The sequence below is a fragment of the Pseudomonas sp. LY-1 genome, assembly GCF_053502595.1.
This window is the reverse complement of the sequence record NZ_CP094353.1, coordinates 1,149,043-1,171,975: the sequence shown is the minus strand read 5'-3', so window position 1 is coordinate 1,171,975 and position 22,933 is coordinate 1,149,043. Positions and strand designations below refer to the sequence as shown.

The window sequence follows — 22,933 nt, the reverse complement described above, 5'->3', positions numbered from 1 at the left end:
TAAGGTGCCCAAATGTTCACCCAAGAACAGCTTAAGGAATACGTTCATTACGACCCAGAAACGGGGATATTCACGCGCCTTAAAGACGCAGGAGGAAACCAATTTGGATGCAGGTTCCCGCGCTGGAAGGCTGGCGATGTCATGGGTACAAGGACCAAGCGCAGAGGCAATATAAGGATCAGCATTTTCGGCGGCATATGGGAAGCACACCGTCTTGCGTGGTTCTACCAATACGGCAGTTGGCCAAGTAAAAATATTGACCATATAAACGGGGATCCTTCTGACAACCGCCTTGAAAATCTTCGCGACGTACCACAGCTTGAGAACGGAAGAAACCAAAAGCGGCATAGTCGAAATAAGACGGGCGTAAACGGAGTGCATATGAGCTCCCAAACAGGGCGCTTTATAGTTCAGTTCAGAGTCAATGGAAGGACCACGCACATTGGTTGTTACGACACAATATTCGATGCTGTCTGCGCTAGAAAATCCGAAGAAATTCGACATGGCTTTCATGTCAATCATGGCCGCGCTCCATCCTGAAACAGAAAAACGGCAGGCGCTTTGGCCCGTAAGGGACGGCCTCGCCGAAGTCGAAGCCCAGCCATTTCAGCCAGCGAATGGCCGAGGTGTTGCGGGCGTCGACGTAGTTGATGAGGTGGCGGTGCCGGGTGAGCATCCCTTGCACTTCGGGCTTGCAGACCTTGAGGAAGGCCCGCGCGTGACGCTCTACGTGCGTGGTGCTGATCAGCCATGGCACGCCAATGGAGCCCAGAACGCTGTGCACAGCATCACCGAACACGGCGACTATGTGCCCGCCCACTACGATCTTGCGGGCGTTGAGGCTTTCACTGATACCTGACATCAGTTCCTGCTCGAGCGAGATACCCAGGCCTTCGACAATCTCGTCGATATCCGCCTGGCGCACGTCACGCAGGATTGCCGGGATGTCCTCCGGCTCGATCGGCAAAACATCAGCGACCGCCAATTGTCACCTCCGGGATAACAGCCAGGACTGACAGTGGCAGCGGGTCGGACTGGCGGATAAACACCCGGCCCTTACCTTGCCAGTTGTTGGATATGGGGATCTCGGCCTGCCCAGTCATCATTGGGATAGGCGGCTCATACTGGTCGCGGTCGGTCTTGACTGCGTATAGGTGGTTTTTATCCGAGCCAGCCAGGATTCCGCGCGATTCCTCGACTACCACCGTCAAGTTGTTTACGGCAATCTTCTTGTCGAGCACGGTTTCGTTGGCGTTTTTGAGCTCAAGGTCGAGGGTTTCCATATCGGAGATGTACTGCAGGCCGACGTGTGCGATGCCTGCGTATTCCTGCAAAGTGATTGCCCCACCCGATACGACGCGCTGCGGGTGAACGCTGCCATCGGTCAGGATTGAAACCGTCTTCCCTTCCAGGTGGTCCAGGCCGGACAGCGTCTTGACCTGGCGCGACCAGTCCGCCGTTGCATGCGTGCGCAGCGATTCAGGGCAGGCGATCAGTAGCTTAACGATAGTCACGCTTGTGGTTGGTACGCTCACCACCTCGACCCTGACGATGTCCGTACTGGCATCACCATTGGCGTCGATAATGGTGCGCTTGAGCGAGTAGTTGTGACCTATGCTCCCTGAGGTGAATGGTGCGTGCCCCACCGCCGACATGTTGACCAGTTCCGGGTATTCCCAGGTGGTACCTCCGCCAAGGATCATGGTCTTGGCCTGATCGGTGTTTCGGCCATCGTAGGTCAGGCCACAATCAACGAAGAAGGCATCCTCAATGCTGAGGATCTGGCGGCTGGCCATCCGTTCCACGTAGCGCTTCTGTACGCCGTTGATGGTGCGGCGGACCACCATGTACAGGGCGTCTTCCTGGCCTTCGGGGATACAGGCGATGGACTCGATAAACCCGTCCGTGTCATGCCAGTGCCAGCCCACAAGCTGCTGCTCCGGCAGATAGGTCAATCCAAGAAGGATGCCGTCGTCCCGCACATACCAGACGATGGAGTCAGGGATTTTCTGGTAGGCCACATTGGTCAGCTCATGACCTCGGAAAAGGTGAGCGCTGAACAGGGTGAGGTCATCCGCTGCAAAGCCGTCGGCATTGAGGGAGTAGCCAAACGAGGAAACCCGGCTGCCTCGCGCCTGGACATACACCGCGCTGTTACCCACCACCACGGGGCGAACCGTCGCTGAGCCGTCATAGCCCTCTTGGCTCGCCTGAACGGTCTTGGCGGTCAACCCTGTGTCAGCGCCGGAGAATTTCCACTCCCCGCCCGAGGTGAGCCCCATCAGCTTGCGAAGGCCCAGCAGGTGACGCATGCGGTTTACTTCGGTGCTGGCGATGGTGAACGTGATGGCGTCGTCGTCCTTGCTGGGGACGGAGTACCCGAAGTTCTTGAACAGCCCGGTCTTGCTCATCCAGACCGTTTGCGGGTTGTTGTTGCTGCCGGCGAACACCAGGCGCTGTTGGTAGTAGCCAACCGCGCCCGGATAATTGCCCGCTCCCACAAACGGGTCATTACCGTTCGGCGGCGTGTCCGTCTTGACGGAGGTGATGTTCTGATCGGTGAACGTGGTACCGGTGGCGCGCCCAATGAACCCATAGACCCCGGCACCGGCGTTGTCTTTGTAAAGGATGTAGTACGTCGCGCCAGGCACAGCAGCCCAAGTAATTGTGGCCGTGGCGATATCGGAGGTGATCGTGACACCGTTCGACGTTGCAGGCAGGGACTCATCCAGGGTGTTGCCGTCATCAAGCACAGCGGTGACCTGATAGCGCCAGGTCTGAGGTACGCCCGTGCCTGCTACTGCTACGGCGGTTGCGGACGCCGGCGCGGCGATGCGCGGCGCAAGGTTGATCTCGGCCGTGGTCCAGTTGTCATGGGCAAGACGACTCAGCTCCCGTGGCTTGTAGCTCGGCTGAACGAACGTCATTACATCGGCCGACTGGGTGAAGTTGAGCAGGTCCAGATCAGTCTGGGTGTACGGCAGCGCCAGCTCGAAAGGTTGGCCCACGCTTGGCCCCGAGCTGTACAGCACCTGGCCGCCATCCTTGATAACGCGCATGTTCGTGTCGCCGAACTGGAGGATGTAGGTCTGCACGTCGTTGAACTGAAACGGGATCAGGCGGCAACGCTTGGTCGAGTCCTTGACCTCACACACAAACTTTGTGCCGGGCCGGTTACGCACGCCGCCGTATGGCATCACCATGAAGTTGCGGCACAGTTTCAGACCGGTGTAGTACCGGGCGATATCGGTACGGGCGCTGGCCGATGGCGACAGCTCGCCCGCCGCGAAGGTCGGCTGAAGTACTCCGCTCATGCTCGCACCGTAATGAATTCAGATTCAGGCTCTACATCGTCCCGAGACTCTTCGAAGGCTGAACCCTCGGCCAGGGTCAGGGCCGTCTGGTATTGCTGGGCAGCGAACTGCTGCAGGTCCGGCTTAGAGCTGAGCGGCAACGCCAGATCCATTGCCAAACGCCAAGCCAGCGCATCAGCGAACTGCGGGTCGAAGAACGTTGAGTCCTCGACCTTGAAGGTAAAGCGGCATGCGGCCTCGGGATGGTCGGTGTGAATCACCCGGCCGCCGGCGTCATAGCCAATCTTGAAGGGGATCTGTTGGTCACTGGAAAGCGCCCGGCGCCATCCAGGCTGGACGATGTCGCGTACCAGCAAGCAATCAGCCGGATAGCGATAGCGGTACGCCCAGCCAGGTGCGGGGCTGCCAAGGCTGGCCAGGGCAACGATCGACTCCGCGAACGGCCAGGGGAACGCCTGCAACACCAGTTCACGAAGCGGGCCATAAAACACCCGGCACAGCTCGGCGGCCTTGCTTCTTTCAGTGAGCGCGACAATCGGCTGGGTATGGGCAACCCGCGACAAGGCGATGTTGCAAATCTCTACGTCGCTGGACATTCGGGAACCTCATAAATAGAAAAGGGCCCCGAAGGGCCCTGAGGGTTGTTGCTGGTGATCAGGCGTCCGGCAGACCGTTGCCGCTTGCACCTTCCTGGTCAGCGCCCGGCTTGCCGGCTACCTCACCGCCAGCGTTAAGGCGCGCGGCTTCCGCTTCCGCTTCGTCCTTGCTGCCGGTGAACTCACCGACGCGATCACCGCTCTTGTCGAGGATGATGAAACGCCCACCGCCATTGTGCTTGGAGGTGTACTCGGCCGCGTCAGCGCCCGGCTTGCCGGCGGATGGCGCGCCGCCCAACTGCTTGAGGTTGCCGCCAGGGCTGTCGATCTCCAGCACCAGCACTTCGCCTGGCTCATAGAGCTGGCCGTTGATAAACGACCGCTCCAGCACTTCATAGCGCTTAGGCATTGGTCTGCACTCCAGCGACCACGCCGGCGGTTACCTTACCCAGGGTGGGCGCGGTGCCGGTCACGGTGTAGTTGAAGCGCAGATAGCGCTCGGTCTTCTGCGGCAGGGTGATGACTGGGGTCTGGTAACCCAGCTTCAGGTCAGCCAGCGGAACCACAACCTGAAACAGCGAGCGCGGGGAGCTGAACGCCGAGTTGTCATCGGTTTGCAGTTCGATGGTGAGGCTGGTCAGGGTGTTGAATGCCTCAACGACCTGGATCAGCAGGGGAATATCACCGGCGCGGCCCACGTCCTTGGTGTCGCCGCGGTCGATGATGTCGGTCGATGCAGCCGTGGCGGTGATGGCCTGGGCGCTCGACATGAGCAGCTTTGCGTCAAAAAGCATGATGGTTTCTCCGGGATAGGGGAAAACCACGCAGTCGTTAGACTACGCGGGCTTCGGTGTTCAGCAGTGCGTCAACACGCTTGATTGGGATGCCCAGGAACTCGGGGATCTTCTTGCCGGCGTACTCGCCGATAGTCAGGTTCACGTTCTTGGAGTTCATGGCCTGCAGGTGCAGGAAGGTCTGCAAGGTGCGGTTGGCGTAAATGACCGTGCGACCTTCACCCTGCATTGGGTTTTCCAGCAGGTAGTAGGCCTTGATCATCTGCTCGATCAGCTTGGCACCGGTGGCGCCATCAGCGGTCAGAGCGGTTACATCGATGTTGGCGATACGGGCGTTGGCGCGCCAGTCACGTACCGACATGCCGATATCCCACTTGAAGTGGTCACGGTAGGCCTGGTACTCGCCGCCGACTGCGTCCTTGACGGTGTCTTCGCCCAAGTTGCGGTGCTGGAAGCCGGCCACGCTGCCTTTCGGATAGAGCAGGTGGGTGGTCATTTCACCCCAGGTAACGAACCAGAGCGATGCGTTGGTGGAGCCGGTGCCGCCTGCGTCGATGATGTTCGCGCCGGATTCTGCTGCCAGGCTGTTGTAGCGCGGCGCCAGGCCGAGGAACGCTTCAGGCTCCGAACCGGTGTTGCCGTAGAACATGTAGCGCGCGGCTTTGTTGTTGAAGCCTTGCAGCTTGGCGATGTTCTCGGACACGCGGAACGCATCAGCATTGCCCGACAGATCGGCCAGCGCCTTATCGACCAGGCCGTAGTCCTCCATCATGCCGGTGGTATCAAGTACCGGAACGGTGGTGGATTTGCTTGGCTGAATGCCCTTGTTGAATAGGCGCCAGGTCGGCTCAGGGATACCCGAGCGCATAGTGGTCTTGTGCTTGGAGCCGTCGTTGCACTCCTGGTATTCGGCGTCCATGAGGATATCGTTCTGCTTGGCCATCAGCTCGACGATCTTCATGATCTTCTTCTGGCTGTCTTCCCGGCTGAACTTATCCAGCAAGGTCGGCATGGTAGAGGTCAAAATGCCCATCTGTGTATCTCCTACGGTTGGTCAGGGCCTTACTTGAAGGCGTCGATGATGCTCATTTCTTTCGGTGCGTTGGTCTGGCTGCCGGGCATGACGAACTTGTCTTCCGAGATCGCAGAGCTGATGCGGTGGCAGAACTTGAACAGCGCCGGGTGGTTGCCCAGCCCGGAGGTATTCAGCAACTCGGTCAATGCCGGGTCGCCGAAGGACTGAATGACCTTGATGGCGCTGGCTACGCTCTTGTCATAGTTATCGCCGCCGACTTCAGGGTCGTTCTTGATGGATGCTGCCCAGTCCTGGGCTTGCTTGGTGACGGCGGCCTGGTACTGCTCGGCCTGCTTGCTCGCCAGCTGGGTCTGGAAGTCGATTAACTTCTGGGCCTTGTCCTGCGGAATGTTCAGTTCCTTGGCCAGGCCTTTGAATTCACCCAGGACATCGGCGTCCATCTCCATGCCTTCGGGCAGCTTGAAATCCTCGTAGGCCTCAGGCGCGCCAGTGAGCTTGGCGTCGGCTTCGGTCTTGGCCTTCGCGTCAGCGTCCTGCTGGATCTGCTCCGGGGTTTTTGCTGCATCAGGGGCCGGCGCAGCTGCTGGTGCCGGCGGGGTCAGTAAAGTGCTGTCAGCCGCCGGAGCTGGAGCGTCTGCTGCGGATGCTGGTGCCGGAGCATCTGCACCACCGCCGCCACCGCCCGCATCCACTTCGCTCATGTACACGCGGCCAAGCAGCTTCATCATCAAAGGGCTCATTCATCTGTCTCCTGGGGTTGTTCATCGATCGGCTGCGGCGCGTTCTCGGCAGCCATTACCGCGTACAGCGATGGGGTCAGGTCGTTCACCTGGCTCAAAAGAAGAAGGCCAACATTGCGTTGGCCTTCGTTGAAGTTCGTGATTGCGTCGGTGGGGCCGATTGAGCCCTGGAACAGCCGGCAATGGCCGAGGGTTCGCCACATGAAGCGGCGCCCGCGGTGGTCGCCCATCAGCCACTTGAAGTCGGCGATGTCCTGCAGTTCCTGTTCGGTGGGTTGCTGATCAGCCATTACATAGCCCCCGCAAGCGCGGTCAGGGCGTTATCCCCGCCGGTGTCGGTCTGGCTCAGAACCTGGGCGCCTTGGATGGCCGTGCCCAACTCCTGCTGCATCTGAGCCGCTTGTTGCTGCTGGGCGCGCTGCTCGCGGATCTGAGTGACCATATCGTCAGCGCGCACCATGGTTGGCGGAACACCGATCAGTTCGAAGTACTGGCGCATGGCTTCGTCGCCATCGAGTAGGTCGAGTGGTTCCAGGCTTTGTGTGGTGGTGGCCACGGTGCCGGCGAAACCGATAGCGCGCTCAATGCTGGACACACCGATGGCTTTCTGTGCCTGAGCCAGGATGCTGGTGAACTCAATGCGCAAGTCCATGTCGGCCAGTTCTTTGGGTGGCGGCGGCAACAGCGGCGCACCAGGCAACATACCGGTCCAGCGGGGAATGGATTGCTCGAGCATCTGGTTGAAGTACATGTCGACCAGCGGATCGAGCAGGTCATCGGTCTGGCGCTCCAGCACCGGGCCGAGCATCAGCAGCTTTTCTTCCTTGCGGGTGGCGATCTCATACGCGGTGCGCACGCTGTCCATCTGGCTGATCATCAGGAACAGGTCGACGAAGAACGCGGTGTCGATGATCGAACTGTCGGCGGATATCTCACCGCGAAGCGCGCTCAACCACGCAGGCTGTACCTCATACAACGGCGCAAACTTGGCCCCTACCTGCATATCGTTGAGGTAGGTGATGCTGCCCGGAAGTATGGACGCTCGCTGATTCTTGAGGCTGGCCGGCGCGCCCATGGGCGGGCGTACGCCCTTCTCCAGCAACTCGGCCTTACGGCGCTCCATCAACTGGATGGCCTTGGTGGTGCCGATGCATATCGAGCCAGGGCCGGTACCGTAAACGTCTTCACCCAGCACATCCCAGCGCGGCGCCATGACCGGGAACACCTTGAAGCCGGACTCACGCAGCATTGAATCCTTGTCGCCGCCCTTCTCCCAGTACACGGAGCGGAACGGCATATTGGTATTGTCCTTGCGGCCTTTCTCGCGGGTGTCGTTGGGCTCGATCCCGTGGCAGATGTCGATCCAGGCATCAGGCTTGCTGCTGAGCAGATTCTTGGACGCGGTGTCCATCTTGTCCTTGCCGAACTGCTGCTCCATCTGTCGCGCAGTCATGCGGAAGTCGCGGTAGAGCGTGTCCACCTGGTTGCGGCTGTTGTTGGCGAGCATGTAACTGCCCACGGCCAGCGGGTACGAGCGCAGCAAATCGCTGTCGTCGGGCATCACCACCATCGGGGCAGTACCGAAAATGCCTTCTTCGCTGTAGCGGTTGGGCAGCACGCTGTACAGGTTCGACCTGGCCATGACTTCGCGCATGGCAGTCTCGGCGGCGAACAGCCAGGCCTTGACCGGTGCGTAATCCATAAGGCTTGGGTCAGGAGTGCCGAACTTCACCCACGGCGACGATGGGTTGGTCATGCCGGTGTGCATACCAGCGCCAAGCGTGCGAGCCGCAAACGTGGCCTGCGGGTTGATGATCTTCTGGTCGCGGCGCTTGCCGTCGTTGGTGTCGGTGTTGTACCAGCGGCCAGAACGCGGGCTGATGAAGTCGCCCAGCTCTTTCCACTCAGGTAGCCAGTTGCTGTCGCGCTCGCTCTTGAGAGCGGTGTAGCGCTTCTCGCAGCATTCGCGCAGGGAGTCGGCCAACTTACACCCCCAACAACGTTTTCTGCCCGGTACTGGCGCCGCCAAGCACGCCAGACGAACCGGTCAAGATGGTGCCGTTCTGCCCAGACTGGGCCAAACGGCGCTTGCGTTCGGCCTCAACAGCGGCCTGTACGGAGTCACTGGATGTAGTAGGCGCCGTGGAACTGGATACAGTGGACCCCGCCGCCGCTTCGGCAGCAGCCTTCTCCCGCTCGGCCTTGTTGAACATGCCGGTGTTCTCGCCAAACATGTTCGGCAGCCCCATTCCCTCTAGGATCACGTCGCCGCCGCGCAACGGGTCGAGCTCGACCACCTTGTTGACCAGTTTCTTGATGCTCTTTCCGCACATGTCAGTTACTCGCGTAGGGGTCGTATTCGGATTCCAGGCCGTTGTTGCTGGCGCCAGAACCGCCGTAGTCGTTGTATTGGCTCTTCATCACCGGCATGGCATAGGTAAGTGCCAGCGCGTCGGCGTCATCGGGTGAGATGCCCAGGCGCTTTTTGATGTCGTCCTTCTTTTCCAGGGCGATCTGGTCACTGGCGTTATGCGTGTACATAGGCGAGGTCAGCTCGGCTTCAAGTTCCTCGCTGCTGTCGATGGCCAGGCCCGCCCGCAATGCTTCGCGCATCTGCCACCACATGTAGGTGCGCATGTTCGCGTAGTGCCGATCTGGCGCCATGCTGGCGAAGTTGACGTCGATGATCACGATGCCGGGCATCAGGCGGCGAAGCTGGTCAGCTACAGGACCACCAACGCCAGTGGCGTCGACAAACACCGCGTCGGGTCGGTGTTCCTGCACCACGGTGCACACCTTGGCGATGAACAAAGTGGTGTTGCGGGTCTCGCTGCCTGGGATCTTGATTGCGGGTATTGACCGGGTGTCGAGGCCGCGACGGAAGCGAATCACGTTGCTGTCGGCGCCGCCCCGGGCGATGTCGATACCGCATACCAGTGCGTCGTCCAGGCCAAACACCGGCTCCCGCTTCATCGCATCGGCAACCCAGTCAGTCGGGATCAGTTGCAATTCGGAAGCCCTCGGGAACATGCCGCGCACACGGATACGGAAGAAGTCGCTGTCTTCCCCGTAGTCCTGCTGCCATTTGGCGATTTGCGTTTTGTTGGTGCCTTCAACCGTGCGGCTGTCGACCTGGCGGTGAGACCACCGATGCTTGTACCGGGTGAAGCATGACCGGAACCGGCCGGTGGTCTTGGTCGGGTTGCCGAAGGCCGCCCAGATGATTTCGGTGTTCTCGTCGGTGAGCGCACCTTCGGCCACCTCCCACACCGTATCGGCGATGGCTGATGCTTCGTCGAACACCAGCAGCAGGCGCTTGCCCTCGTTGTGCAGGCCGGCGAATGCCTCGGTATTGCTCTCAGACCAGGGCACCGCATCCACGCGCCAGTTCTTTTCGTGGTCCGGGTCGGTGCTGATAAGCGCTGTAGCCGTGATGCGGAACCAATGCGCCGTGATGGAAAGCCGGTTCCACTTCGATACCTCGGGCCAGGTCTTGGTCCTGAGCTGGGTTTCGGTGTTCGCCGTAACGACGCCGCGTGCATCGACGCAGGTATCCACAGACCACTTGATCAGCCAGGACACCAGGGCCGACTTGCCGATGCCGTGACCGCTGGCCGTGGCTTCGTGGATTACCTCGCCCAAATCCTTGGCGCCGGCGCGAAGCTTTTTGCCGATAGAGTCGAGGACTTCAATCTGCCAGGGCCTTGGGCCCGACTTATTCGCCAGCTCTGTGCCTGGCTCGCCCCAAGGGAAGGCGTACCAGACGTATCCAAGCGGGTCCTGCGCAAACGAGAGAATGTCCTCGACCAGTTGCTGTTCCTGGTCAACCTCTGCTGGCGCGTTCACGGGCTTTGGCCATCCGTTCGGAAAGGGTGAGGGTTACATCGACCGCCACCTGGTCCCGGAAGGCATTGACGTTGACGTGCTTGCCCAGTAGCTCAAGGTTCTTGACCTTGTCCGGCCACTTGATCTTTTTCATCAGCCCGACCATGTCGCGGTCCTTGCCGGAGCCTTCGAACATCTCGGCGATATCGAACGCCGACAGCGACTGGCGCCAGACCTTGGGCCACAGGGATAGAGGCTTGAACGACATGTCGTCGTTGAGAATGTCCAGCAGGTCCATCTGGTCAATCTCGGTGAGGCGGTTCAGCACGTAATCGGCATCGACCTTGGTCCGCTGGCTGCGGGCCTCCATCGCTGCCTTGATCGCGGCTGCGATGTGCGGTCGCTGCATGAGGGAGTACGACGCGGCGTTTACGCCCTTGCGCGCATACCCGGCCCTGATGGCCGCTTGGCTGGCGTTCAGGTCAACCAGGAATTCCAGAACAAACGCCTGTTGCTTCGGGGTTAGAGCGGCCATAGGTCACTGCCCCTTTTGATTGGTACCGCCCAGGCAGACGGTGTTGATGTAGTCCTGTGCCGCACGCAGGGCTATCAGTCCTTCGTCACCGTCGTTGGCGATGGCGACAATTCGTTGACCAGCCGCTGGGTCAAGTTCGGCTCGCGCTTCTGCATCACCCAGGCCGGCGGTGGCGGCGGTGTTTCGCACAGCGGGACAGGTGGCCTTGACGGACAGCCGGTGAGCGCCAGTAGCGACATCAGTACGAAGCTGGTTGTTAGCGGTCTGCGCATCGGTCAGGGCCTTCGTGTGTTCGGTGTCGAGCTTGGCCAGCAGGCGCTGGGTGTTCTTGCGTGACTCGGCCGCGCGCTCAAGGGTGTCAATGCGATCCGTCGCAACGGCCATGTCCTTGGCCTGTCCCTGGATGTGGCTCCATCCGCCGTAGATCAGCACCAGGCATGCAGCGAGTGCGGCAATGAGGTAGCGGATCATGGCGGGATTCCTTACTTGGCTTCGTGCAGTTGCTGTTTGAGCGCGTAGCCCATCAGCGGCCAGACCTTTTGCACCGCGTTCTCGCGGGCGATCTTGCGACCAATCTCCGCGTCGAAGTTCTCAGGGCTGGCGCACGCACTCTCACCAGTGACGGTAAAGCCGTTGCGCAGCACCAAAACACAGAAGGTCAGCAACGCCAATTCGCCGTGCGCGCCGGTGAGCCGGGTCAACTCATCCTGTGCGTGGAAAGCGGCCTGCACACCGTCAGCAGCAGTAAAGAAGTACTCGCCAACGATGTTAGCTTTCAGGTCTGCCGGAGTTACGCGCGGCGCAGTCAGACCTTTGGCCTGGATTTCCTGTTCGATTGCTGTGTCGTTCACGGTGAAAGCCTCTCGGGTTGGGTGATTCATTCGTCCAGCTCATACGTGGCGGCGAACACCTCAGGTTTCATGGCCTTTAGCGATCCGTCGGCAGCCATGACGATCCAGTCGTCAGGCATTGCACGCTCAGTTCCGCCCGCTGAGTTCATGACCAACTGGCCGTTGACGCGGTCGGTGAAGCCGAAGCCGCCCGACTCGACCAGGGTCGAACAGAACGCCATGACCTCGTCGAGGTTCGCGCCCGTGTACTGCATGGCGTCGACGTGTTCAGTCGGCTTGCGGTATTTCATGCCAACACCTTCAGCGCCACCTGGTACAGCGCCTGGCGCTCAGCGGCACCATTCGGTGTGCGGCCACGGCGCCCGGTGTTGATGATGCTGCCGATGTTCTGGATGTCCCCGAGGTCGGCCAGGGCGTTCAGCCCGTTCGTGTGCCAAAAGCAGGCGGCAGAGCTAGCCGCGTTCTTCGGGGATTCAAGCAGCGACGGGGTGTTGAGCAGATCCAGCCCCATCAACTGGCCGTACAGGGTGTAGTTCGTCTTGCCGGTGATCTGGATCAGGCCACGTCCCCGGTACTTCCAGCCATCACCAGGCGCGGTATTACCCAGCCGGCCGTTGTAAGCAACGTTGGCAATGCGCTCTGGCTGGTGGGCGTATTCGGCGGCGGTCTTGGCATCGAACAGGCTGGACCAGGTGCGCTGCAGCGCAGTGGCGCTGTAGCTCAGGTTCTCGACCACCCGTGAAAGCCTGGCGCTTTCGTGCCCGACCTGGGCCAGGAACGCAGCAAGGCGCAACGGTGTGTCGATTTGGTACAGGGCGCACGCGTTGTTGAGCGGGTCAGCCCACAGGCGCGCGGTTGCGTCCTGGCAGCGGAGGATTTCCACCAGGTGGGAAGGTGTGATTTTCATCAGTCCATTCTCAGGATGCGTGCGACGTTGCCGCCGGCGCGGTAGACAAGTACTGCCAGCACCAGCAGCACGATCAGGATGAACGGGGAAACGGCGGTGGCTGGCTTGGCAAGCAGGATGGCCAACATCACCGACAGCCACTCGCAGCCAGTTGCAGCAGCCAAGGCGTAGGCACACCAAGACACGCCGGCGCGATACCGGGCGCCCTGGCGCTGGTAAACCGTGATTCGAAAGCAGATCGCGCCACAAATTGCGGCAGCGGCCAAAGTCCATGGATCAACCATTACGGCTACCTCCGAATCTATCGGCGACCCATTGCAGCCATCCCGGAATTTTGCCGCCATCGATCCACTCCAGAAGACTGATGCACACGACAACGCAGAACAGCGCGCCGAAGAAGGCGACCAGGCCGGAAGTCCTGGCCCATTCGCGCCCGATGACCTCGCTGGCCACGTAATAACCCAGCACCCACGACGCGATGAAGTAGCCGAAGCGAGCCCAGGGTTTTAGATCCTTGGCGAACACCACGAAGAACATGGCGCCGGCGAACGCCCCAACCACTGCGTTCACATCCACGCCGGGCATCATGCTCGCCGCCGTCACGCCAGTTACACCCGCCACGCCCGCAGCCGCCTGAGCGGCCAACACTGCACCGCTGCTTGGCTCTGCCATTTGCGACCCCAGACACGAAAAAGCCCCGCACGACGGCGAGGCTCAAGATTGAAATTCAGACAACAAAAAACCCGCACTTGGCGGGTTTCTGGGAGCTGGACGTAACTTTGCAACGTGGGAAAAACATACCAAAACACTCACCAAATGGTCAAGCGACCATTTTTTTCACGTCACCCACGCGTTGGCGCTGATTCCAGTACTCGCCCAGGCGATCGAGGTAGATCAGGTGCCTGCCGGGATTCTCCACCACGTCGCTGCCCCACTCTGCCCGGTAGGCTTCGCAATACACCCGCATACGCTTGAACCACCGGCGCAACGCCTGATCATCCATCGCCACCAGGCGGTCACGCAGCGATTGCACGAACTGCTCACGGCGCGGCAGATACGCAACGGAGCGGTCCTGCGCTACGTGTTCGCGGTCGTGGGAAGCCCACCGCGACATGCCATCGCCCACGCGCTCGGACATTTTCACGATGACCGCCGCCACAGGCCTCAACGCCTTCGCGTCCAGGCTGTCCACGGTGCTGGCGATGGCTGCCCAGATCGCGGCCCAGTCGCGCGCCCAATGACTGACGCTGACCTTGGTCCCGTACCAGTCGTGCACGAACTCAACTACCCGGCCAGGGCCCCAGGCTTCGCGCCCGTTGACTGCTGCCTGGTGGCTCTTGATCGCGGCCAGGGCCATCCAGTACGCCACTTCCTTGCGCTTGGCAGTGCATTCGCCCAGGTCCACGGTCAGCCACACCAGAGCATGAGCGACGTTGATGTCCTGGCCATTGGCAACCGGCGAGTACAGCGCGTGCCCGAAGTGCTGCAGCGGCTTTGGCAGCGTCCCAATGGCAGATTGCACAAGGCCGGCAGCGAGCATGTGCGCGCACCGGCCGTTGCTGTCACGCATCGAGGGCATGGTTTCACCGATCACCCTGCCCCGCTTACCGAGCTTGATACGCTCTTGGGCTGCTGCCAGCACCGAGTCGCGACTCTCGTGAAGCGCCTCCCGCCATGCTTGCCGTGCGCTGATCAGTCTCATAAATCCCCCTCATTGCGTATTTTCGCGTATTGCTGATCTTTCACAGGCACAGCGGCACAATCCGCACGTGTACGCCCGGTATAGCTCCCCAGCGCCGTCTAAACGATCCGTCCGTAACTTGCACGTCATCCTTGAACACAACGCCGTTAAGAGCGTCACAGACGGCTTTGAGGCAGTTATCAGAATCCGGTTTTTTCATGCACGCCACCTCCCCAGCCAAAGCCTGCAACTTCCACTTTTTCGACTTGGATTGAGGCACCGAGTGGACAATGCGCAGCTCGATCATCACCGGGCCTTCGATCAGGGCACGGCCTTGCATGACGTCCTGGGCGGCGAGCGCGATCAACCCTTCGTAGGCCACGGTCTTGGCTGGGGTGTACATGCGGGCGAAGTTGCCGACCTTACCGATACGGGCGCGGCCCTTGCCTTGCGGCTCACCTGGCACGAAGAACGACACGGGCTTGAGGTCAGACATGCTTGTCTCTCCGAATGCCGAGCGTTGCCAGCAGTTGCGCACGGCATGCTTGGGGGTCTTTTGGGGTTTCGAGGGTGTCGACGACGCGGTCGGCCTCCTGGCGGGAGTACTCGAGCTGCACCTGCTCACGCGGTCGCATGCTGTCGTGGCCAATGCCCTTGGAGATTCGCCCTTCCAGCGGCTGCCCGGTCTGTGCGCGGCGCATGACGATGGCGTAGTTGCGCTCGAAGCGCTGCTTGAGCGCTTTGTCGTTGTGCGTGCCAGCTCGAAGATCGAACGTGCTGGTGGCCTCGGCGGCGATCTTGACGGCCTTGTGGCTGTACGTGCCGCGCAGGGCTTCGTCCCAGGCTTGCGCCTCGGTTGGCAGATCATCAACGCGCTTGCACAGGTCCATGAAGTCTCTGGGCGATGGCGGGAATTTGCACTCCAGCACCATGCGTTGCAGGCCACGGTTCACAGCCTCGTCGCCCAGTTCCTGGATCGCGGTCATCCACACGCGGCGGGCGAGCTGTTCGGCCTTCTCGTTGCCGTAGTGTTTCTCGTACCAGGCCGGGAACGCGGTCTTGAGCGTGGCAAACACGCGACGAACTGCGCGGTGCACCTGCTGCTCCAGCGGGGTTACGTTTTCCGCTTCCGGCTCACCAGGTTGGGTCTGTGAGGATGTCGTGAGCGTTACGCGTGCGGCTTGGAGCAATTCGTCTACCGGTTTCATTGGGTGATCCCCCGTTGGCTTGCTGGGTGCGGGCTTGGCGTTTCAGTTGCTGGGCGAGTGCGTGCTCCCACTGGGCCTGGGTTTTCAGGTCATCGGGTCGGCTGATCCAGTACGAGCGGAATTCGAGAAGCTGGTCGGCTTCGAAGGTTTGGTTTGCCATGCCATTGCGGAACAGGACGGCGGTGAACGTGGTTGGGTCGGGTTCCCAAGCGTCGTGAAGCGAGAATTTCGTCTGCGCGGTATGTGTGTGCTCTTGATCTTCTCTTCTCTTATCTAATCTGTCGTGACTTTGCGTGACAGTGCGTGACACATCGTGACATCCCGCATTTTGGGCCTCGGCCTTCTTCCTTTCTCGCTCGTCCCGTTTTCTCTGCGCAGCCGATTTAGCCCCGGTTTCATTGGTTCCGGAGTCTTCGCGTTTCGGTTGGCGAGCATCCCAACCAGACATTTTCGAGCCGGACAGGACCCTCCCCTGCATCACCGTCAGGATGGCTTCTATGTGCTCGATATCGATGTCGATGGCAGTCGATAAGCCTTCGATAAAGTTGATTTCGTGACATGTCACGAATGTCACGTTTGTCACGTTTTCGCGTGACATGTCGTGACATGTGATGCCGTCGATGTGACCGCGATCAGCATTAGAAGACGCCATCACCAGTAGATGGCAGTAGACGGCCATCACTTCTGAAATGGATCGACCAGATAGGCGCGCAATCGTCCTCCACTTGGGATCGTTGGGCATGTCGTGCCAGAGCCTGAGCCAGTCCACAGTTATTCCTCCTGCAGCTGGTCAACGTTCTGGATCAGATCCATGTACCGCTTGGCCTGGTGCAGAAGGGTCTCAATGTCGCGCTTGTCGAAGCACTGCATTGCCTTAGGCACAACTTTCAGATCGAGCACCGCCAGGATTTGGCAGAACTGCTCAAACTTCTCCGGTTTCATCCGGCTGATCGTTGCTTCATCGACGCCTACTGCAAGCGCCACGGGTGCATTGCCGACGGATGCAAGCGCCTGCATGAGAACCACGTAGTTCCTGCGGGCCCTTGCGGTCTGCTCTTGGTTCAATGGGCTCGTCGACATGGCTATGCCGCCTCAGAAGCGCCTTTGAAGCGCTCCGGATAGAGGATGTGTATCTCGGTGATTTCACCGTCAAACACGCGGCTCAGGTTCTCGGCCAGAGTGGTCGAGGCCCGCTGTACACCGCGCTCAACGCGGGACAGGTTGCCGGAATCGATGGTGTCGCCGAGCTGGGAGAGACGTGCCGAAACATCGGCGAGCGTCCATTTCCTGGCGGTTCGTGCGCGTTTTAAGGGGGTCATGGCGGTACGCCTCGAATGAAAGACGAACTGAGTTTGCGCATTGCGCAAATTAAGTGCAAGCCAAATTTGCGCAATGCGCTTTGCGGGCCGCGCAACGCATCACGAGAATTACCTAATGGATATTGGAAAAGTAATCAGAGACGCGCGGAAGGCTAAAGGCTGGACGCTCGACGAACTATCACACCGGGTTGAGACTGACTCCGGGAATCTTTCACGACTGGAACGGGGCAAGCAGTTCGCCAGCAAGGAATTGCTGGGACGGATCATGAACGTACTGGGTATAGAGCTGGCGAAGATTCAAGACGCTGGTATGTCGAACGTGCAGATGGCCCTGCAACCGAGCCGGGGCTCTAAGGAATATCCTTTGATCAGCTGGGTTATTGCTGGCGAATGGGCAGAGTCGTGCGACACATTCCACCCGGGCGATGCAGATACCTGGCTCGCGTCCACCGAAAACGCAGGTGAAAACGGCTTCTGGCTGGACGTGCGCGGGGACTCAATGACCTGCGCCGGTAACCCCAGCTTTCCAGAAGGATCGCGCATCCTGGTGATGCCCGAGGCCGATCTGATCAGCGGAAAGTATTACGTGGTAAAGCTGGAAAACGGCGAAAGCACATTCAAGCAGTACATCGAGGATGCGGGGAACAAGTACTTGCGCCCCCTGAACCCAAGCTATCGGACTATTGAGGTCGAAGGGCCATTCAAGGTGATAGGGCGTGTGATCGATACCAAGATGACCGGCCTCTAACTCAAGGAAGCTGTGATGGGATTACTGACATGGATTTCTAAATTGGCTGGCAATAATCCAAATCCATCGACACCACAGATCTTGTACTTCAAAGATGATCTAAGTGCTTTCGAGTACGCATGCAAATATCAACGCTATGAAATTATCAAGGATAAGTTCCTGCCCTGTTTTGTGGATGCCGTGAGCATTCCTCCGGATGGAAACGCTGTCGCTGCGGTCCGGATCCCCAATGAAGGACCAGAAGCCAGAATGCTTGCCTCACTACTAAATAACCGAGATTGCAAGCAGCTTGAAGGCAAATTTTGCCTGGCCGTTGTGGGTGACTTTGTTGACTTCCTGGGTGTGCCTTCACTGATGATCGTTGCGGAGTTAAGCCCGGAACTAGATTTGGCAACCAATTGGAAAATACAGCGCCGTCTGTAGGGGAGAGAACATGAAAGCTGAAGATTATCTTGCTGAGATGCACGGACAGATTGGAGCGTTAACCAGGGTTTGCCTGGCGTTACTTGCTGCGCACCCAAAGTCGCCAGAGCTTATTGAGTTGGTTCGCAAGCAAGCTGCCTATATCCCGAATGAGTCAGGATCTCAGCAGTCCCATTACAATTCGGGCATGCAACAGACCATTCAATATCTCGAATCCGAGCTAGCGAGGCTTCACGTTGCTCTGCATGCATCACAGGGAACCGATCAGTCAAAGCACTGATGACTGCATTAAAATCAAACTCGCCGTTGGTTGCAGGTTGATTGCTCATTTCGCTCCCCCTTTTTCTTTGGTTGCTGGCTGCGTGATTTTTTTTGCCCGTAAAAGAGCCTTGACCATCGCGGTGAATTTCTCGGCAGCGTCATCGCCGCCATAGATCAGCCTGACTCCTGATCGCGTCTCCATGGCTTCCATCCTCTGATTTTACTTTAACCAGCATACACAGCCCGGCCTAGCGCCGGGCTTCTTGTTTCTATCGCCGAGCCCGCCACTGAGCGGGCTTCTTGTGCCTGCAATTCATATGCAAGGCCGTCGCGCACCTACCGCAATTTATTTTCGCTCGCCCTCCAGTTTGCGCTTGACGCAAATTATCTCTTTGCGCATTATGCAAACCACAAATGCGCAATACGCAAATTTATACGCGATTCAACACCGCTCTTTAGTCCCACCGCCTCACCCTGCCGGATCACCACCGGCCCAGTTTCACAGGCAAGCGATGGACCGGCCTCAACGGTCCAGAAGGATGGCAACTGTCCCTGGGTGCGCAGCGCAAAGCCCCGAATCAGTTTTCCAGCGGACAGTGTCGCGGCTGGGTGTTGGGCTCCAAAGGCCCCCGAGAAAGTAATCGCCCAGCCGATGTGGCGTGTAACTACGGCCAGCAACACCGGAACCTTTCACTGATGCACCTGGCGACGGGTGCATTGGGAAAACAACCGGAGCAAGACCCATGCAAATCATGATCAAGAGCAAGTTCGCAGGCACCGTTTATGTCCAGTGCTGGACCGTCGCAACTGGGCAGGCGCAAGCATTTGTCTGCGAGGACGGCTATGACGGCCCTTGCTGTCTCGTTTTCTTTTGACCGCATCACCTCTGCCCATTCCACCAAGTGGGCAGACGGATGTAATCACCGCCCTGGAGGCGACCATGGAACACGAAATAATTGTTGAGGGGTTTGTCCTCCAGGTGGAGGTAAACGTACTCGCTGATGATCCTCCCTGCCCGGCCAGCTGGAACAGTGACTGGGATGCGCAGGGGGATCGGGAACTGGAATTTAAGCTGGTGTCGGGCATCTGCTACGACGAAGACGGCGTGCGGATGGATGTGCCGGACTACCAACTGCCGGTGCTGGCGCATCAGTACGGGCCGCAGATTGAACTGGCGCTGTGGGTAGAGATTGACGCCCGCAAGCGCCGGCAACGGTGGGCAGCATGACGCCGCGGGAGATTGCAACCAAACGGATAGAGGCGGAGCTGATCCAGATACCGAACTCGCTTCTACCCATCAACGTGGCCGAACGGGCCTGCATGGCCGCTTTCCTCGCCGAGGAACTGGCGGCGATTACCACTCAAGAGCGTGACGATTTCATCAAGCGCATCCGCGCCGCCGAAATGGTCCGCTATCTGGAGCTGCTCAAGGGGGCCGCATGATCGCGATCATTGCCAGAAACCACGAGGCACTTAAACAAGCCCTGCACCGTCAGGGCTTTTCTTTGGTCGCGGATCTGCCTACGCGGGTTCGCATCACTCAGCGGCGCGGCATGCTGATTGCGAGGGTGTCATGAGTATTGAATGGAAAGTCGGCGATATCGCCCACCGAGTAACGGAAAAATGCCTGTCCAGCATGCCGCTTGGCCACACCGGAGAGGTCACGGAGATTGACGCTGAAGACGAACTGCAACCCATCTGTGTTGATTACGCGTTCTGGCCCTTCATTGTGGACATTGAGCACTTGGAGCCATGACCGCCCCCCAGCGGCACCGGCGCCGCGCCATCCGCTGGACCTCGGCCATCGTTGGCCTGACCTTCCTCACCATCGTTCTCTTGGGCCCCGCAATCGGCGGCCTGATCACTCAATAGGTAAACACCATGTCCGTCACCACCGTGCGGGCCTCCTCCTGGGGCTCGCTGTTCGACTGCGCCTATAAGTGGGAGTGGATACACATCCTTGGGCATCGGTCGCCCAGCAGTGGCCGCGCCCACCTTGGCACCGCAATCCACGCTGGCACCGCGGCGTTCGACGTTTCCCGCATGAACGGCAGCGACCTGTCGGCCTACGACACCGCCGAAATGCTGTTACACACGCTGCGCAATCCAGAACATGACGTGGACTGGAAGGCCGACAAGCTGACGCTGGCAGAAGCCGAGCGCATCGCCCTGCCGCTGCACACCAGGTACTGCAACGAAATCAGCCCACGCTATGAGTTTGTGGCCGTCGAACGCACCGCCAAGCCCATGGACATTGACTGTGGCGGCGGCATCGTCATCCGGCTGACGGGCCAGCTCGACCGGGCGCGCATCTGCAAGGCCGGCGACGGCAAGGGCATAGCCGATGTAAAGAGCGGCGGCGCAGCTGTCGTGGATGGCGTAGCCAAGACGAAGGGCCACAGCCCGCAAATCGGCACCTACGAAATCCTTGAAGAACACACCACCGGGGAGCCCTGCACCGCACCGGCTCACATCATCGGCCTGAAAACACGGGGCAAGCCAGAAACCGGCATCGGCGAGATACGCGGCGCCAGAGAAATGATGGTCGGCACCGAAGAATTCCCCGGCCTGATCCAGATCGGCGCCGAAATGTTCCGCACCGGCCTGTTCCCACCCAACCCACAGAGTTTCCTGTGCAGCGCGAAGTACTGCCCGCGCTGGTCCGTTTGTCCCTACCACGAGTAAATGACCATGACCCAGCAAACCACCTCTCTGGCGGCAATGCAGACCAGTGCTGTCGCCAAACCCAAGTCCGACATGCCGATGGGTTTCCTTACCAGCGGCGGTTTCGATCAGTTGTTGCGCGTGTCTAACATGCTCAGCAGCTCCACCATGGTCCCGGTTGCTTACCGGGCCTACAAGGAAATCAAGCAGGGCGGCCAAGTAACTGGCTACGAGAAGAACAGCGCCGGCATTGCGAACTGCGCCGTCGCCCTGAACATGGCCCAGAGAATGAACGCTGACCCGCTGATGATCATGCAGAACCTGCACATCATCGAAGGGCGTCCGAGCTGGTCCAGCGCGTTCATCATCGCGTCTATCAACAGTTGCGGGCGGTATTCATCGTTGCGCTTTGTCCTCGGGGAGCCGGGTGACGTCATCGACGTGCCCTACACCGTCACCGAATGGGTATCCCCAGCAGGCGGCGGTAAGAAGCGGCCGAACGAAATCACCAAGACCGTCAAGGTTCGTCACCAGACCTGTATGGCCTGGGCAATCGAGAAGGAAACCGGCGAGCGTCTTGAATCGCCTGTCGTATCCATTCAGATGGCGCTTGATGAAGGCTGGCTGACGAAGAAAGGCAGCAAATGGCAGACCATCCCTGAACTGATGTTGCGCTATCGCTGCGCCAGTTTCTTCGGGCGCCTGTATGCGCCTGAACTACTGATGGGCCTGCAAAGTGCCGAGGAAGTGCACGATTTCATCGACGCCAAGCCCGATGGGGCTGGCAACTTCGCGGTGAACCTGGACGAGCTGCAGAACCAATCTGCACCACCTATTCCAGACCAAGAAGATGATGCACAAGACGCCGAAATCGTTACAGAACCAGCCGATTCCTCGACAGAACAGGCCGAAACTGCAACAAAAACTGCTGAAACCGCTACACCCGCCGACACCGACGACCTCGCAGTCGAGTAGCCGGCATGCCAGCACAGTCCGTCCTCGACATCTACGACAGTGTCGAGGAGTTCGCTTCCATCCTGGTCTCCGCTGAGCTGCACGCCAGCGGCGGCTGGGAGCTGGAATTCGTCGAGAACATCCGCGCCAGCTTCAAGCGTTACGGCGCCCATACCAATCTGAGCCCCGCTCAACAATCGAAGCTTGAGCGCATCGCCGAGCACTGAGGGTTTCCAATGAAGACTGAACACCGTGACATTATCGAGCGCGCCAAGTTGGCGGGCTTTGAGCCATCCATGCTCGCGCACGAACTGCTGGTACACGACCTGGTGAACATGGTCCTGTTTGAAGTGAAGAACATCCACTCCCCGTGGAGCAAGCTGAACGAAGGCTGCCAGCAGGAAGTCATTGACCGCGCCATCAAGAGCGCAACCGAAGCGGCACACACCGCGATCAACATCATCAGCTCGCGCAACGTTGACGTCGTTGAAGTGAAGGTGATCGATGCCAAGTTCAAGGAAAAGGCGATCACCATCACCGCGAACATTGACGTCAATGACCCCAACGGCGGTGCCCTGGCCAAGGTTCCCGGGAAGATGTGTCTGTTGGTGGTGGCGCCGACAGACTATGACGACGGCCTCGACTTCATCCAGCCAGATCGCGACCAGAAGGACTTGGCGCTGCATGTCAGCGACCTGACCGGCAGCCTGTTCCCCGCCGGTGGAAAAGGCCCAGACGAACCGGACGGCGAACACCCGCTGGGCACCGCCGACGAGCTGAATGCCCTGGTCAATGTCGATCGCCCGGCCCCCGAGTTTGATGAAGTAAAAGAGTTCGGCGAGTTCACCTACGACGATGCGGCCCAACTGATCGTACTCAAGGCGTCCGACGGCTTCGGCATCGACTGGATGCAGAGCCGCCTGGCCATCAGCAGCGACCAGGTCACCACCCTGCTGCTGCGCCTGATCGATAACGAAGTGGTCCAGCTGGTCACCGAGGGCGACACCTCGGCGGACAACACCTACAAGGTCATCGCCACCCTGGACGACCTCGGCCCCAACCTGAGTGTGGAGTAAG

General features: G+C 59.6%; 38 protein-coding genes. 13 read left to right on the top strand and 25 right to left on the bottom strand.

Features of this window, described 5'->3' with window-relative positions; translation table 11 throughout:
* The first annotated feature begins 12 nt into the window (after window positions 1-12).
* Window positions 13-540: an HNH endonuclease gene (locus MOQ67_RS05385; RefSeq protein WP_448675866.1), complete on the top strand. Its 528-nt coding sequence runs from the start codon at window positions 13-15 to the stop codon at window positions 538-540.
* On the opposite strand, the gene MOQ67_RS05380 is transcribed toward MOQ67_RS05385, so the two are convergent.
* The 24 genes from MOQ67_RS05380 to MOQ67_RS05265 all read right to left on the bottom strand — a co-directional run bounded on the left by MOQ67_RS05380 (window position 515) and on the right by MOQ67_RS05265 (window position 16,806).
* A complete protein-coding gene (locus tag MOQ67_RS05380; RefSeq protein ID WP_448675865.1) occupies window positions 515-985 on the bottom strand; it encodes a phage protein Gp13 family protein in 471 nt (156 codons plus the stop codon). The two genes, MOQ67_RS05385 and MOQ67_RS05380, sit on opposite strands and share 26 nt — an antisense overlap.
* Window positions 972-3,314, bottom strand: a complete 2,343-nt coding sequence (locus MOQ67_RS05375; protein WP_448675864.1) for a hypothetical protein — start codon at window positions 3,312-3,314, stop codon at window positions 972-974. Before MOQ67_RS05375 ends, MOQ67_RS05380 begins: the two co-directional genes overlap by 14 nt.
* Window positions 3,311-3,910 (bottom strand): hypothetical protein, encoded by a 600-nt coding sequence (locus MOQ67_RS05370; protein ID WP_448675863.1) that lies wholly within the window; start codon window positions 3,908-3,910, stop codon window positions 3,311-3,313. The genes MOQ67_RS05375 and MOQ67_RS05370 overlap by 4 nt, the downstream gene beginning before the upstream one ends.
* Before the next feature lie 58 nt (window positions 3,911-3,968).
* Window positions 3,969-4,319 (bottom strand): hypothetical protein, encoded by a 351-nt coding sequence (locus MOQ67_RS05365; RefSeq protein ID WP_448675862.1) that lies wholly within the window; start codon window positions 4,317-4,319, stop codon window positions 3,969-3,971.
* On the bottom strand, window positions 4,312-4,704 hold the full coding sequence (locus tag MOQ67_RS05360) for a Bbp16 family capsid cement protein (RefSeq protein ID WP_448675861.1): 393 nt from the start codon (window positions 4,702-4,704) through the stop codon (window positions 4,312-4,314). The genes MOQ67_RS05365 and MOQ67_RS05360 overlap by 8 nt, the downstream gene beginning before the upstream one ends.
* Window positions 4,705-4,741: 37 nt before the next feature.
* On the bottom strand, window positions 4,742-5,737 hold the full coding sequence (locus tag MOQ67_RS05355; protein WP_078826087.1) for a major capsid protein: 996 nt from the start codon (window positions 5,735-5,737) through the stop codon (window positions 4,742-4,744).
* Between the two features lie 29 nt (window positions 5,738-5,766).
* On the bottom strand, window positions 5,767-6,480 hold the full coding sequence (locus MOQ67_RS05350) for a hypothetical protein (protein ID WP_448675860.1): 714 nt from the start codon (window positions 6,478-6,480) through the stop codon (window positions 5,767-5,769).
* Window positions 6,477-6,770: a Bbp19 family protein gene (locus MOQ67_RS05345; protein ID WP_448675859.1), complete on the bottom strand. Its 294-nt coding sequence runs from the start codon at window positions 6,768-6,770 to the stop codon at window positions 6,477-6,479. Before MOQ67_RS05345 ends, MOQ67_RS05350 begins: the two co-directional genes overlap by 4 nt.
* Window positions 6,770-8,464: a portal protein gene (locus MOQ67_RS05340; RefSeq protein ID WP_448675858.1), complete on the bottom strand. Its 1,695-nt coding sequence runs from the start codon at window positions 8,462-8,464 to the stop codon at window positions 6,770-6,772. The genes MOQ67_RS05345 and MOQ67_RS05340 overlap by 1 nt, the downstream gene beginning before the upstream one ends.
* Window position 8,465: 1 nt before the next feature.
* Window positions 8,466-8,813, bottom strand: coding sequence for a hypothetical protein (locus MOQ67_RS05335; protein ID WP_448675857.1), 348 nt, complete (start codon window positions 8,811-8,813; stop codon window positions 8,466-8,468).
* Between the two features lies 1 nt (window position 8,814).
* Window positions 8,815-10,326, bottom strand: coding sequence for a terminase (locus MOQ67_RS05330; protein ID WP_448675856.1), 1,512 nt, complete (start codon window positions 10,324-10,326; stop codon window positions 8,815-8,817).
* Entirely contained in the window at window positions 10,304-10,840 is a 537-nt protein-coding gene (locus tag MOQ67_RS05325; RefSeq protein WP_443492846.1) for a terminase small subunit, read from the bottom strand. Before MOQ67_RS05325 ends, MOQ67_RS05330 begins: the two co-directional genes overlap by 23 nt.
* A 3-nt stretch (window positions 10,841-10,843) precedes the next feature.
* Window positions 10,844-11,311 (bottom strand): lysis system i-spanin subunit Rz, encoded by a 468-nt coding sequence (locus MOQ67_RS05320; protein ID WP_448675855.1) that lies wholly within the window; start codon window positions 11,309-11,311, stop codon window positions 10,844-10,846.
* Between the two features lie 11 nt (window positions 11,312-11,322).
* Window positions 11,323-11,691 (bottom strand): Gp49 family protein, encoded by a 369-nt coding sequence (locus MOQ67_RS05315; RefSeq protein ID WP_448675854.1) that lies wholly within the window; start codon window positions 11,689-11,691, stop codon window positions 11,323-11,325.
* A 26-nt stretch (window positions 11,692-11,717) separates the two neighbouring features.
* Entirely contained in the window at window positions 11,718-11,981 is a 264-nt protein-coding gene (locus tag MOQ67_RS05310; RefSeq protein WP_448675853.1) for a hypothetical protein, read from the bottom strand.
* A complete protein-coding gene (locus MOQ67_RS05305; protein WP_448675852.1) occupies window positions 11,978-12,598 on the bottom strand; it encodes a glycoside hydrolase family 19 protein in 621 nt (206 codons plus the stop codon). Before MOQ67_RS05305 ends, MOQ67_RS05310 begins: the two co-directional genes overlap by 4 nt.
* The gene (locus MOQ67_RS05300) at window positions 12,598-12,882 is read right to left on the bottom strand and encodes a phage holin family protein (protein ID WP_017847630.1); all 285 of its coding nucleotides are present in this window, start codon (window positions 12,880-12,882) and stop codon (window positions 12,598-12,600) included. Before MOQ67_RS05300 ends, MOQ67_RS05305 begins: the two co-directional genes overlap by 1 nt.
* Window positions 12,875-13,270, bottom strand: coding sequence for a putative holin (locus MOQ67_RS05295; protein ID WP_017847631.1), 396 nt, complete (start codon window positions 13,268-13,270; stop codon window positions 12,875-12,877). The genes MOQ67_RS05300 and MOQ67_RS05295 overlap by 8 nt, the downstream gene beginning before the upstream one ends.
* A gap of 148 nt (window positions 13,271-13,418) precedes the next feature.
* Window positions 13,419-14,300 carry a hypothetical protein gene (locus MOQ67_RS05290; protein ID WP_448675851.1) on the bottom strand — a complete coding sequence of 294 codons (882 nt, stop codon included), beginning with the start codon at window positions 14,298-14,300 and terminating at the stop codon, window positions 13,419-13,421.
* A 40-nt stretch (window positions 14,301-14,340) separates the two neighbouring features.
* Complete coding sequence (locus MOQ67_RS05285) at window positions 14,341-14,775, bottom strand: RusA family crossover junction endodeoxyribonuclease (RefSeq protein ID WP_448675850.1); 435 nt, start codon at window positions 14,773-14,775, stop codon at window positions 14,341-14,343.
* Complete coding sequence (locus tag MOQ67_RS05280; RefSeq protein ID WP_448675849.1) at window positions 14,768-15,376, bottom strand: replication protein P; 609 nt, start codon at window positions 15,374-15,376, stop codon at window positions 14,768-14,770. The genes MOQ67_RS05285 and MOQ67_RS05280 overlap by 8 nt, the downstream gene beginning before the upstream one ends.
* 37 nt (window positions 15,377-15,413) lie before the next feature.
* Complete coding sequence (locus MOQ67_RS05275) at window positions 15,414-16,256, bottom strand: DnaT-like ssDNA-binding domain-containing protein (protein WP_448675848.1); 843 nt, start codon at window positions 16,254-16,256, stop codon at window positions 15,414-15,416.
* 2 nt (window positions 16,257-16,258) lie between these two features.
* Window positions 16,259-16,567 (bottom strand): CII family transcriptional regulator, encoded by a 309-nt coding sequence (locus tag MOQ67_RS05270; protein WP_172312210.1) that lies wholly within the window; start codon window positions 16,565-16,567, stop codon window positions 16,259-16,261.
* Between the two features lie 2 nt (window positions 16,568-16,569).
* The gene (locus tag MOQ67_RS05265) at window positions 16,570-16,806 is read right to left on the bottom strand and encodes a helix-turn-helix domain-containing protein (RefSeq protein ID WP_169871265.1); all 237 of its coding nucleotides are present in this window, start codon (window positions 16,804-16,806) and stop codon (window positions 16,570-16,572) included.
* A 115-nt stretch (window positions 16,807-16,921) separates the two neighbouring features.
* Here MOQ67_RS05265 and MOQ67_RS05260 point away from each other — a divergent pair, with 115 nt between their 5' ends.
* The 3 genes from MOQ67_RS05260 to MOQ67_RS05250 are packed head-to-tail and all read left to right on the top strand — an operon-like array spanning window position 16,922 to window position 18,257.
* Window positions 16,922-17,554 (top strand): LexA family protein, encoded by a 633-nt coding sequence (locus tag MOQ67_RS05260; RefSeq protein ID WP_448675847.1) that lies wholly within the window; start codon window positions 16,922-16,924, stop codon window positions 17,552-17,554.
* Between the two features lie 15 nt (window positions 17,555-17,569).
* Window positions 17,570-17,977, top strand: coding sequence for a hypothetical protein (locus MOQ67_RS05255; protein ID WP_448675846.1), 408 nt, complete (start codon window positions 17,570-17,572; stop codon window positions 17,975-17,977).
* A 10-nt stretch (window positions 17,978-17,987) separates the two neighbouring features.
* Entirely contained in the window at window positions 17,988-18,257 is a 270-nt protein-coding gene (locus MOQ67_RS05250) for a hypothetical protein (protein ID WP_448675845.1), read from the top strand.
* Window positions 18,258-18,302: 45 nt separating this feature from the next.
* On the opposite strand, the gene MOQ67_RS05245 is transcribed toward MOQ67_RS05250, so the two are convergent.
* Window positions 18,303-18,440 carry a hypothetical protein gene (locus MOQ67_RS05245; RefSeq protein ID WP_448675844.1) on the bottom strand — a complete coding sequence of 46 codons (138 nt, stop codon included), beginning with the start codon at window positions 18,438-18,440 and terminating at the stop codon, window positions 18,303-18,305.
* A gap of 541 nt (window positions 18,441-18,981) precedes the next feature.
* Between MOQ67_RS05245 and MOQ67_RS05240 the strand changes: the two genes are divergently transcribed.
* The 9 genes from MOQ67_RS05240 to MOQ67_RS05200 all read left to right on the top strand — a co-directional run bounded on the left by MOQ67_RS05240 (window position 18,982) and on the right by MOQ67_RS05200 (window position 22,932).
* On the top strand, window positions 18,982-19,113 hold the full coding sequence (locus MOQ67_RS05240; protein ID WP_448675843.1) for a hypothetical protein: 132 nt from the start codon (window positions 18,982-18,984) through the stop codon (window positions 19,111-19,113).
* 65 nt (window positions 19,114-19,178) lie between these two features.
* Window positions 19,179-19,466 (top strand): hypothetical protein, encoded by a 288-nt coding sequence (locus MOQ67_RS05235; protein WP_448675842.1) that lies wholly within the window; start codon window positions 19,179-19,181, stop codon window positions 19,464-19,466.
* Window positions 19,463-19,681 (top strand): hypothetical protein, encoded by a 219-nt coding sequence (locus tag MOQ67_RS05230; protein ID WP_448675841.1) that lies wholly within the window; start codon window positions 19,463-19,465, stop codon window positions 19,679-19,681. The genes MOQ67_RS05235 and MOQ67_RS05230 overlap by 4 nt, the downstream gene beginning before the upstream one ends.
* Window positions 19,678-19,815 carry a hypothetical protein gene (locus tag MOQ67_RS05225; protein ID WP_448675840.1) on the top strand — a complete coding sequence of 46 codons (138 nt, stop codon included), beginning with the start codon at window positions 19,678-19,680 and terminating at the stop codon, window positions 19,813-19,815. Before MOQ67_RS05230 ends, MOQ67_RS05225 begins: the two co-directional genes overlap by 4 nt.
* Entirely contained in the window at window positions 19,812-19,994 is a 183-nt protein-coding gene (locus MOQ67_RS05220) for a hypothetical protein (protein ID WP_448675839.1), read from the top strand. The genes MOQ67_RS05225 and MOQ67_RS05220 overlap by 4 nt, the downstream gene beginning before the upstream one ends.
* A gap of 125 nt (window positions 19,995-20,119) precedes the next feature.
* Window positions 20,120-20,923, top strand: coding sequence for a RecB family exonuclease (locus tag MOQ67_RS05215; RefSeq protein WP_448675838.1), 804 nt, complete (start codon window positions 20,120-20,122; stop codon window positions 20,921-20,923).
* A gap of 6 nt (window positions 20,924-20,929) precedes the next feature.
* On the top strand, window positions 20,930-21,877 hold the full coding sequence (locus tag MOQ67_RS05210; protein WP_448675837.1) for a hypothetical protein: 948 nt from the start codon (window positions 20,930-20,932) through the stop codon (window positions 21,875-21,877).
* A gap of 5 nt (window positions 21,878-21,882) precedes the next feature.
* The gene (locus tag MOQ67_RS05205; protein WP_448675836.1) at window positions 21,883-22,083 is read left to right on the top strand and encodes a hypothetical protein; all 201 of its coding nucleotides are present in this window, start codon (window positions 21,883-21,885) and stop codon (window positions 22,081-22,083) included.
* 9 nt (window positions 22,084-22,092) lie between these two features.
* Entirely contained in the window at window positions 22,093-22,932 is an 840-nt protein-coding gene (locus tag MOQ67_RS05200; RefSeq protein WP_448675835.1) for a DNA translocase FtsK, read from the top strand.
* Window position 22,933: the final 1 nt, after the last annotated feature.

Excerpts from the sequence above, each read along its gene's own strand:
- MOQ67_RS05385 (WP_448675866.1), top strand. The coding sequence starts at position 13 with ATGTTCACCCAAGAACAGCTTAAGGAATACGTTCATTACGACCCAGAA.
- MOQ67_RS05375 (WP_448675864.1), bottom strand. The coding sequence starts at position 3,314 with ATGAGCGGAGTACTTCAGCCGACCTTCGCGGCGGGCGAGCTGTCGCCA.
- MOQ67_RS05370 (WP_448675863.1), bottom strand. The coding sequence starts at position 3,910 with ATGTCCAGCGACGTAGAGATTTGCAACATCGCCTTGTCGCGGGTTGCC.
- MOQ67_RS05365 (WP_448675862.1), bottom strand. The coding sequence starts at position 4,319 with ATGCCTAAGCGCTATGAAGTGCTGGAGCGGTCGTTTATCAACGGCCAG.
- MOQ67_RS05360 (WP_448675861.1), bottom strand. The coding sequence starts at position 4,704 with ATGCTTTTTGACGCAAAGCTGCTCATGTCGAGCGCCCAGGCCATCACC.
- MOQ67_RS05355 (WP_078826087.1), bottom strand. The coding sequence starts at position 5,737 with ATGGGCATTTTGACCTCTACCATGCCGACCTTGCTGGATAAGTTCAGC.
- MOQ67_RS05350 (WP_448675860.1), bottom strand. The coding sequence starts at position 6,480 with ATGAGCCCTTTGATGATGAAGCTGCTTGGCCGCGTGTACATGAGCGAA.
- MOQ67_RS05345 (WP_448675859.1), bottom strand. The coding sequence starts at position 6,770 with ATGGCTGATCAGCAACCCACCGAACAGGAACTGCAGGACATCGCCGAC.
- MOQ67_RS05335 (WP_448675857.1), bottom strand. The coding sequence starts at position 8,813 with ATGTGCGGAAAGAGCATCAAGAAACTGGTCAACAAGGTGGTCGAGCTC.
- MOQ67_RS05325 (WP_443492846.1), bottom strand. The coding sequence starts at position 10,840 with ATGGCCGCTCTAACCCCGAAGCAACAGGCGTTTGTTCTGGAATTCCTG.
- MOQ67_RS05320 (WP_448675855.1), bottom strand. The coding sequence starts at position 11,311 with ATGATCCGCTACCTCATTGCCGCACTCGCTGCATGCCTGGTGCTGATC.
- MOQ67_RS05310 (WP_448675853.1), bottom strand. The coding sequence starts at position 11,981 with ATGAAATACCGCAAGCCGACTGAACACGTCGACGCCATGCAGTACACG.
- MOQ67_RS05305 (WP_448675852.1), bottom strand. The coding sequence starts at position 12,598 with ATGAAAATCACACCTTCCCACCTGGTGGAAATCCTCCGCTGCCAGGAC.
- MOQ67_RS05300 (WP_017847630.1), bottom strand. The coding sequence starts at position 12,882 with ATGGTTGATCCATGGACTTTGGCCGCTGCCGCAATTTGTGGCGCGATC.
- MOQ67_RS05295 (WP_017847631.1), bottom strand. The coding sequence starts at position 13,270 with ATGGCAGAGCCAAGCAGCGGTGCAGTGTTGGCCGCTCAGGCGGCTGCG.
- MOQ67_RS05290 (WP_448675851.1), bottom strand. The coding sequence starts at position 14,300 with ATGAGACTGATCAGCGCACGGCAAGCATGGCGGGAGGCGCTTCACGAG.
- MOQ67_RS05285 (WP_448675850.1), bottom strand. The coding sequence starts at position 14,775 with ATGTCTGACCTCAAGCCCGTGTCGTTCTTCGTGCCAGGTGAGCCGCAA.
- MOQ67_RS05270 (WP_172312210.1), bottom strand. The coding sequence starts at position 16,567 with ATGTCGACGAGCCCATTGAACCAAGAGCAGACCGCAAGGGCCCGCAGG.
- MOQ67_RS05265 (WP_169871265.1), bottom strand. The coding sequence starts at position 16,806 with ATGACCCCCTTAAAACGCGCACGAACCGCCAGGAAATGGACGCTCGCC.
- MOQ67_RS05260 (WP_448675847.1), top strand. The coding sequence starts at position 16,922 with ATGGATATTGGAAAAGTAATCAGAGACGCGCGGAAGGCTAAAGGCTGG.
- MOQ67_RS05255 (WP_448675846.1), top strand. The coding sequence starts at position 17,570 with ATGGGATTACTGACATGGATTTCTAAATTGGCTGGCAATAATCCAAAT.
- MOQ67_RS05250 (WP_448675845.1), top strand. The coding sequence starts at position 17,988 with ATGAAAGCTGAAGATTATCTTGCTGAGATGCACGGACAGATTGGAGCG.
- MOQ67_RS05245 (WP_448675844.1), bottom strand. The coding sequence starts at position 18,440 with ATGGAGACGCGATCAGGAGTCAGGCTGATCTATGGCGGCGATGACGCT.
- MOQ67_RS05240 (WP_448675843.1), top strand. The coding sequence starts at position 18,982 with ATGCAAATCATGATCAAGAGCAAGTTCGCAGGCACCGTTTATGTCCAG.
- MOQ67_RS05235 (WP_448675842.1), top strand. The coding sequence starts at position 19,179 with ATGGAACACGAAATAATTGTTGAGGGGTTTGTCCTCCAGGTGGAGGTA.
- MOQ67_RS05230 (WP_448675841.1), top strand. The coding sequence starts at position 19,463 with ATGACGCCGCGGGAGATTGCAACCAAACGGATAGAGGCGGAGCTGATC.
- MOQ67_RS05225 (WP_448675840.1), top strand. The coding sequence starts at position 19,678 with ATGATCGCGATCATTGCCAGAAACCACGAGGCACTTAAACAAGCCCTG.
- MOQ67_RS05220 (WP_448675839.1), top strand. The coding sequence starts at position 19,812 with ATGAGTATTGAATGGAAAGTCGGCGATATCGCCCACCGAGTAACGGAA.
- MOQ67_RS05215 (WP_448675838.1), top strand. The coding sequence starts at position 20,120 with ATGTCCGTCACCACCGTGCGGGCCTCCTCCTGGGGCTCGCTGTTCGAC.
- MOQ67_RS05210 (WP_448675837.1), top strand. The coding sequence starts at position 20,930 with ATGACCCAGCAAACCACCTCTCTGGCGGCAATGCAGACCAGTGCTGTC.
- MOQ67_RS05205 (WP_448675836.1), top strand. The coding sequence starts at position 21,883 with ATGCCAGCACAGTCCGTCCTCGACATCTACGACAGTGTCGAGGAGTTC.
- MOQ67_RS05200 (WP_448675835.1), top strand. The coding sequence starts at position 22,093 with ATGAAGACTGAACACCGTGACATTATCGAGCGCGCCAAGTTGGCGGGC.